We start from the raw sequence: 7,990 nt of genomic DNA on the forward strand, positions 1-7,990 counted from the left end.
TATTAACACTTTCAATAAACCAAAACCTTACGACTGATATATTTTCCTTTGCTACTTGCTAAAACGATAAATACCTCATTTTTTGGACTTATAGTAAAGCGATGGATCATTTTACCTTCCCCTTTTTTATCTACAAGCAATTTCCCTAACATATCATAGATTTTAATATCTGTTTGTTCTTCTATCAAAGTTAAGTCCACATTAATTTCATTTCCGTCATAATAAATAACGGCAGGTAAATTCACCAACTCCGCAGTTATAGGAGCAAAATGAAGTACAAATCGGTCTGTAGCATCTTTAATTGCTCCTTTAAATTGATATATTGGATTTACATTTAAATCAGATACTGTCTTTGTTTTTTTATCTTCGAGTAATAGAACATCGAAAGAAGTACTTTCATTTCCAATACTAATTGCATAATTACCGTCTTTTCCTGCTTTGAATTGCAATGGCACTTGTGAGTTTTCGTTTGTATCCGTTAAGTATCTAACTGATAAATCTTTCTTTAAATCATTTAGGTAAGCTGAAGGTGCGGATTCACTTCGACTAAAAAGCTTTAAGGCACCAGCTTCATTTGTTGGATAACCAAACTGAAGTAAAACCTCATCATAACCATGACCTTCATTCGATGCGATTCTTATTTTTAAGTTATTGATAGTACCCTTACCGCTTGTTATTTTTAACCAGTTACTAGCACCATCGTTAACTCGTGACGCATTTGTCAAACTAACAGTTCCGCTACTTGCCGCTCTTACAAAATATCCCTGCGTAGGTGCAATATATTGTGTTACCCCATTAGTCCCTATAGTTCCCGTAGAATTATAAACGCCATAATTATTTGACGCCGGATTCCATATCCACATGTCATATCCTCCACCCACGTTAGAAACTAGATTTGTACGCGCCCATCCTGTTCCTGCTTTCCAGTCAATAGAAGAAGGATATGGATTGCCGATTAAATTAAACCCTCTAACATCATTTATATCAGGACCTTGATAAGGTCCTATCCTTGTCACTGGAATGCTAACTAGTCCATTGTTTAACAATCCTCTAAACTCTTTCGTTGGATTAAGTGCTTGGGTAGAGTATAAATATCCCCGACCCTGCATAAAATTAGGCGATGAATGAATAAATGGCCAAGTAGGTACAACAGTAGCGTTTAATTGATAAGTCCAACAAGGTGTTGGTTCATTCCAAATATACATATCATATCCAGTCCCGGTCAGTACATTCCCTGTCCCGTAGCTACCTTTAGGTACCCAAGAAGAACCTGCAATCACTTGATCGGATACTGGAGCGGAAAGAAAGTGCCAGTCTTCTGCAGCGCCACTAATGTAGCGCTGCACTGTTGCTGGTACACCGTCTGTATTATGAATAAGAGAAGCTGTTCCTGCAGCGGTTGATTTTAGAACTAAACCTGCATTTCCTCCAGAATTTGCGATAAGTCCATTAACCGTTAGGGTTTTATCTGCTTCAATTTTAAATATTTTACCTGAATTAATAGTAAGATTCTTTGTAATTGTTTGAGTAGAATATAGACTAACCCCTACTGGATTGTCGATTATTAGATTGTTAAAAATAGAAACTGCTAGCGTCATGTTCTGTGCCAGTGTCCCATTCATATTTACAGTACCTGTACCGCTAAAAAACGTCCCTGTATTTGTAAAATCTCCTGCAATATTGTAAGTACCATCCCCTTGGGTAGTTCCTGCATTATTAAAGGTATTCATAGTAACAATTCCTTCATTAGTTATAGTTGTGGCATTATCATTATTTATAATGTCTACGCTAACAACTGTACCACTTGAAATAGAAACAAAAGCGCCGTTATTAGAAATGTATTGTGCCTGCATTTCCTGTTTCAGTAATAAAAATAAAATACCCACTACAATGGCCGGCCATTGTATCCTAAAGATTCTATGTTGAGTGAAATTTTTCATGCTGGGTTTATAAAATTGTATTTAAATCGCTGTAAAATTAAAAGTACAGTTAGCGCGAGCTGCTTTTCTTGTTGCATGCACTACTAGTATTGTTTTGTTAGTTATCCAACTTAACTAAAGTTAAGATTCGATTGTTAACACTTATACCAGTCAAATCAGAAGGCTGCTGGTCAATTTTCCATCTCACATCTATAGTATCTCCTGCTGCCGCATTGGCGACGCCCTGCAAAGAAACATCTGATGGATTATTTTTGTGAGTTCTTGTTCTACTGGAATTTAGAATTAAAACGCCATTTTTATAAAGACTAAAAGTCGCCTTATGATTAACCTCTGTAACGGTAGTAGTTGACCCTGCTTGATATATTGTTCCGTCAACAGCGGCTGTTCCAAATCCTGTGATAGCTCCTGCATTAGTCCCTATATCCCCCGTATAAGTGGAAACGCCAGTATTAGCAATTCCACCACCACCCGTAAACATAATAAAGGTATCTAGTGATCTAAAATCTATGGAAGAATCATTTAGAGGCAATGAAAGTTCACCACCTCCAAAAGCGAGAGCACCACCCTTCGTTAGTAATCTTCCAGTTACAATACAACCATCACCTGCTGCAATGGCAGCACTATTAGAAAACAAAGTTCCCTGAATAGTAGTGTTAGCTCCTAAGCCTATTGCATCATTAGCTACCCAATAAATATTTTCAGCCGATGCGCCGTTTATCAAATTAACAGTGACACCAGCCCCTGTATTAAATGCTGCACTTCCTCTAATAATAAATAAGGCATTGGCATCGCCTTGCCCGTCTAAAGTTAGTATACCTGCTATAGATATTGCACCTGTTATGGTGTAAACCCCTGGTAAAAGAACTTCGCCACTACCAAAAGCTAGAGCATGTGTCGTATTGGTTACTGGTATATCTGTAATGTTGGTATAAATTAAGTTCAAATCTGATTTTGCGGTTGCAGTGCTAAAACCAACAGAATTCCAAGCTACGGGTATAATAACTTGACCATTAAAAAGGGCTAAATAGGTACCTGCATCTTGTACTGTTTTGCTCATACCGTCAAGTACAACATCTGTAGTAGAAGAGGTGGAAAGAGTTGAACCAGAATTTACAGAAAGGGAGCTACTACCAGATAGCAAAGCAACCCAAGCACTTCCGTTATAGAAATTGAACTGCTTGCTTTCTGTATTGTACATCATCAACCCATTAGCGGGTGTACTGATGGCATCTCTATCCGTTGTTGTCATCCGAGGGATGAGCATTCCTTTGCTTGTTGTTCTTAATTCAAGAATGGATGAGGGATCAGGGGTGATCAAAGTGTTGCTAATACCCATTGATTGAGCATAAAGTGAAGTACCGCTGAAGCTCAAGATTAGCATTACAAGCAATGATGCTAATCCTTTTTTATAATTCATTTTTAATACAGCATTTCCGTTGCCGTAGTAATTGATGAGGGATATTTTATTTTTCATATGATTTTATTTAAGACGGGTTCAAAAATCTTTTTAGTTCGTTTTTGACTAATTCCTAATTGTAGCGGTATCAATCTTTTTACTATTGTTATATTTAACGATATAAGCGTCTTTTACTCCTTTCCTGATAATTTTATTTCTGGCTTTTTTAGCTTCATTTTTCGAATCGTATTTACCTGAAATATATCTGATCATTCTATCTGATAAAAACTCATAAAACACTGGCGCAAACTTTAAAAGATGTTCCGAATGTACATAATTTTTAAAGACCCCTATCTGAACACTATAAAAAAGTCCTTCTTGATCCAATATTTCACCAAAAGAAGTATTGAAATGACTTGCTACATGCTGGTCTATAATGGAAGAAATAGCAATGCTATCAGGCTTTATAGTTTCAGCATTTTCATTCAAAACTTCTTGATCTATTGATTTTATATTAAAATCCAGTCCATCCACTATTGTTCCATACTCCGTAATCTTTATAAAAGCCTCATGCGCTTTTGGTGTGGACTGATAATCTAGTTTCTTCAATTGCTCTTCATCCACAAGAACTGAATATTTCCCTAGTTTTAACCCCAGATAACTAAAATATCCATCTGACTCACTCAGGGTTTCCGCTACTTTTTTACCTTGGGCATCATAGATTTGAACAGTGACACGGCCCAGTCCTTTTAAGTTTTCTTCTGTATTTAAATAAACCATGCCACTTACTTCGCCCATCACTAAAATAGGCACTTCTACTTTTTTATACTGATTAGGATCTACTAAAACGGAATAACTATTATGCTCAAATTTCCAGGAAATACTTTCTAAATCGGCATCCAGAAATTCTATTTTATAATCAATAAAAGAACTTAGGTCGGAGATTCTAACAATTGAATCTTTTTTACTTGTGATAGCCTGGCCATTTGATATCTTTACGTTTTCTACAAAAAGATTTTTTTCTCCCGGATCTTTTTTACCATTTTGATTCAAATCAAGAAACGGGTACATTAAAATACCGCCTTTCCCAATGGCCGAATTGTTTCCTACTTTAACACATCCGTTATCACCTCCAAGGGCTAAACTTCCCTGTGCACTCTGAGCAAAATTAAATCTTTTATTATTATAAGCTGCTGAAGAATAAGCACGTGCAAAATTAAAATCATAACTATAACTTAATAAAAAATTATTTGTATTATTCTGAGCATTCCTTATATAGGATGCCGAAAGTGACATTTTGGCTACTCTTTTTTCAAGACCTACGCTATAACGCAATAGTTGATTGTCTGAAATATTGTACTCAACTAAAGGTCGTATTATTAAACCATTTGTCATTTTATAGGAGAGTGTCAAATTGGAGGTCAAAAATACGTCACGATTACTAATCCAGTTAGAAGATAAAGATGCATTAGCTGAGTAATTTCTATAGCGACCAGAAAAAATAGCATCGAGCGAATTATAATTAAATGTACTGTACACAAACTGATTATAACTTACTCTTATATTTCCTGCTATCTTACTCAATTTTAAGGGGAAGGAAAATCGAATACTCCGCTCCTCTTTTGTTCTATTTAGTGTGACTACTTGTCCTTCCACATATTTTCGATAGTCTAATTCTAAAAAGGCACTTTTTCCTATATAATAGTTTGCTAAACCCTTCATGCTTACGTTATGAACATATTCCATATTGACAACTATCTGTGAAAATGGCTGAAAAGCTACATTTGCGAAAGGTATTACCGGACGTTCCGCTATACTGGATAAGTATTCTACACCTCCTCCAATAGTTACAAATCTACTAAATCCATAATTGAATTCTCCACGCCCATATTGACTTAATTTCTCATCTTCTAAAATACCCGCAGCAACATTGTATTCCAAAACTTTAGGAGGCATGAAAGTATAGGGGATATTCATAGTTCGCTCCTCTACGCGCTCTTCTCCTAAAAGTCCATAAAATTTTAATTTTAAAGCACTATAGCCATATACAATAGGAACTTTAAACAAAAATAGACCTGAAGCATCGGCAGCAGTATAATCGACTAAAGCGTCATTTATATATAGCTCAATTGTCCAGTTTGGCTCTGTATATTCACTGATAATGTAGTTCCCTTTCGCTTTTCGTACTGCGTTGGAAGAATTGGTGAAGGTAACACCTACTAATGGAGCGCTAAGAAATGCTATACTTTGACTATAAATTTTTCCGACTTGTGCCTGTTTAATATATTTTTTTTCATTGTCAACCCAACGCCAATTATACTGAAGTTGTCTAGTATCAAATTTATTTTGAGAGCTAATAAAAAAAGACAAGTTGGTTTCTCCATACAGGAACTCACTACCCAAACTCAAACCAAAATTACTGGCAATAGGCACTTCGGAAGTTTCAAAAGTACTTGCTGCCCAATTTAGTGTACCGGCTTTAAAAATATGATATTTTCTACCAACAATGGTATCGCTGACACCTATCAAATTCGATTGAAGCTTTGAAATATTATCACGCATATTTTCTAGCCGCTCTTGCTTTAGCTTTGGGAGTTCAAAATCTGAGTCTAGTTTTATCGACAAGGAACGACTATTAAATACAACACGGAGACCAAATGCCTCGGCTAGCAAATTTGATTCTATATAGGTTGTATTCATAATTTGCACAATACCGTTTAATGACCTGATATTTTTTGTACCTATACTAATCTGACTGTTTTCTACGTCAATTGTATACTTTTTAGCTTCAGTGTCTATAAAACCATTAATCAACTTCCGGTTATTGTCCACTTTTATAAATATCCCTAAGTTATTAAAAAGTTCCTCAATATTTAAGTATAAAACAGCAGTGTCTGTAATAATAATATCTGTTTCAAACACAAAAGCACCACTAACATTAACTTCTACTGGAACAATATCAAAATTATTTAAAGGCTTTAAGTGGTCCTCTTTTTTGAATTCATTCTGACCTGACACTGAAAAAGAAATGAAAAACATACAGTACAGTAGCCAAGTTGCATTAGTTTGAACCCCACGGGGCAAAAAATCAAAAGAAAAATGTTTTTGTATGTAATAATAATTCATTTACTCTTGGTCAAAGGTAATGTTGAAATCACCAGTATAAATTCCGCCCAGAGAATTTGATGGTATTCGTAGTGTACCCCCTACACGAAGTATTGTAATAAAATTGCAGTTGTTCTGGCTAGGGAATGAATCGCCATTTTCCAATTCATTCGCTATCCCTTCTCTTTTAGCTGGGCCAAGTTCCAATCTCATAGCTCCCCCACCTATGCGGGTTAATACGGTTGCGGTATCGTAGGTTATTCTCACATTCCTTCCTTGGCATAGTTTTATTTCAAAAACAGCCGGTTGGGCATTAGGTGTTAATTCAGAAAGATATACATTTTGAATCGCTGTTCTATATCCATCTGTCCCGACGGTGAGAACACCTTCTCCTCCACCTGAAAGAGCAAATGTTCCAAAACTCAGTGCTTGTGTTGCATTAACAGTTAAAGATCTGGACGGCAATGAAGGCTGGGAGTAAGAAACCGACATACATAAAAATAAAACTGAGATAAAAAAAGTCAGCTTTAAACTTGAAGTATATAAATTTGATTTCTCCATCTCTCAGAATTAAATAGGGTTTAGCTCTCTAATCTTTATCAAAAGCATAAGTTGAATTACAAGCTAATTTCAGCTTCTGCTATTGGTATTTGTGTGTCTCTTTCTAAATAACTCACTTTTAGTACACCCTTAGAGATTTTTAATCCAAGATTAGCACTAAGGTCAATAGTCATTTTTCGTTTATTTATATTGGTATAGACGGCTACCCCATTAACAGCTCCCACTTCAACAGGCTTCTTATTGGGCTGGATATACTCCACTTTTAAGTCTCCGTAGACGGAGCCATTCCCTTCCCTATTTATAGTAAAAGTGATTTCCTTTTTTTGATTCTTTAAATTTATTGCTAAATTACTTAAAGTAGCAGTTGAAATAACGTTTCCGGAACGAACTATAATAGGAATGCTGATACCAAAAATAGGAATTAGTTTTACACTAACTGATGCAATACTATCTTTAACATCTTCCCCAAGAGCGACATAGTCTTTTTCAGAGCGAAAGTAAAGATGGGAACGGTATTCTCCGTCAGCCATAGTAGTGGATCGTCTTACCTGAAGCACGACAGATTGTCCTTCATTAGGACCCAAAGTCACTTGACGAGGATAAATTCTTAGATAGGGGGCCGCAAATGGTGCACCACTGTCTGGTATCTCAATACTAGTAAAGCTACCATCCTCATTCATGCGTCTTTCTACAAAAGAAATGGAATAAGTCGCGGTTTCCTTTCCCGTATTGGCAACACTTAAAATTGCTTTCTGATTCCTACCTTCCAGTATAACTCTACTAGGAGTAACATATAAATCACCTTGTGCATAAATACTAATTGAAGAAAAACTACCTAATAGGCATAACAGTACGAATATTACTTTTTTCATTATACTTGCTCTTTATTCTAAGCTGTAAAAATAAAAAAAAAGAATATCCCCGAAAAGTATATTCTTCTAATCTATTTTGGTATACTTTTTAATTGTAATTTATAGTAACATTATAT

The 7,990-nt window shown here is 35.6% G+C and carries 5 protein-coding genes; all 5 read right to left on the reverse strand.

Translation table 11 applies throughout. The annotated features are described in order from the left end of the window. Window positions 1-11: 11 nt before the first annotated feature. Window positions 12-1,940 carry a hypothetical protein gene (locus A3SG_RS0110240; protein WP_016989930.1) on the reverse strand — a complete coding sequence of 643 codons (1,929 nt, stop codon included), beginning with the start codon at window positions 1,938-1,940 and terminating at the stop codon, window positions 12-14. Between the two features lie 97 nt (window positions 1,941-2,037). Then, window positions 2,038-3,414, reverse strand: coding sequence for an ice-binding family protein (locus tag A3SG_RS0110245; RefSeq protein WP_016989931.1), 1,377 nt, complete (start codon window positions 3,412-3,414; stop codon window positions 2,038-2,040). Between the two features lie 48 nt (window positions 3,415-3,462). Further along, window positions 3,463-6,462, reverse strand: coding sequence for a hypothetical protein (locus tag A3SG_RS0110250; RefSeq protein WP_016989932.1), 3,000 nt, complete (start codon window positions 6,460-6,462; stop codon window positions 3,463-3,465). Next, the gene (locus A3SG_RS0110255; protein WP_029596733.1) at window positions 6,463-7,002 is read right to left on the reverse strand and encodes a DUF4402 domain-containing protein; all 540 of its coding nucleotides are present in this window, start codon (window positions 7,000-7,002) and stop codon (window positions 6,463-6,465) included. A gap of 56 nt (window positions 7,003-7,058) precedes the next feature. Continuing rightward, window positions 7,059-7,874, reverse strand: a complete 816-nt coding sequence (locus A3SG_RS0110260; protein WP_016989934.1) for a hypothetical protein — start codon at window positions 7,872-7,874, stop codon at window positions 7,059-7,061. Window positions 7,875-7,990: the final 116 nt, after the last annotated feature.

The sequence above is a fragment of the Flavobacterium sp. ACAM 123 genome (assembly GCF_000264055.1).
GTDB lineage: Bacteria > Bacteroidota > Bacteroidia > Flavobacteriales > Flavobacteriaceae > Flavobacterium.

Bases quoted from the DNA above. Each gene is read 5' to 3' on its own strand.
- A3SG_RS0110260 (WP_016989934.1), bottom strand. From the start codon at position 7,874: ATGAAAAAAGTAATATTCGTACTGTTATGCCTATTAGGTAGTTTTTCT.
- A3SG_RS0110245 (WP_016989931.1), bottom strand. From the start codon at position 3,414: ATGAAAAATAAAATATCCCTCATCAATTACTACGGCAACGGAAATGCT.
- A3SG_RS0110240 (WP_016989930.1), bottom strand. From the start codon at position 1,940: ATGAAAAATTTCACTCAACATAGAATCTTTAGGATACAATGGCCGGCC.
- A3SG_RS0110255 (WP_029596733.1), bottom strand. From the start codon at position 7,002: ATGGAGAAATCAAATTTATATACTTCAAGTTTAAAGCTGACTTTTTTT.
- A3SG_RS0110250 (WP_016989932.1), bottom strand. From the start codon at position 6,462: ATGAATTATTATTACATACAAAAACATTTTTCTTTTGATTTTTTGCCC.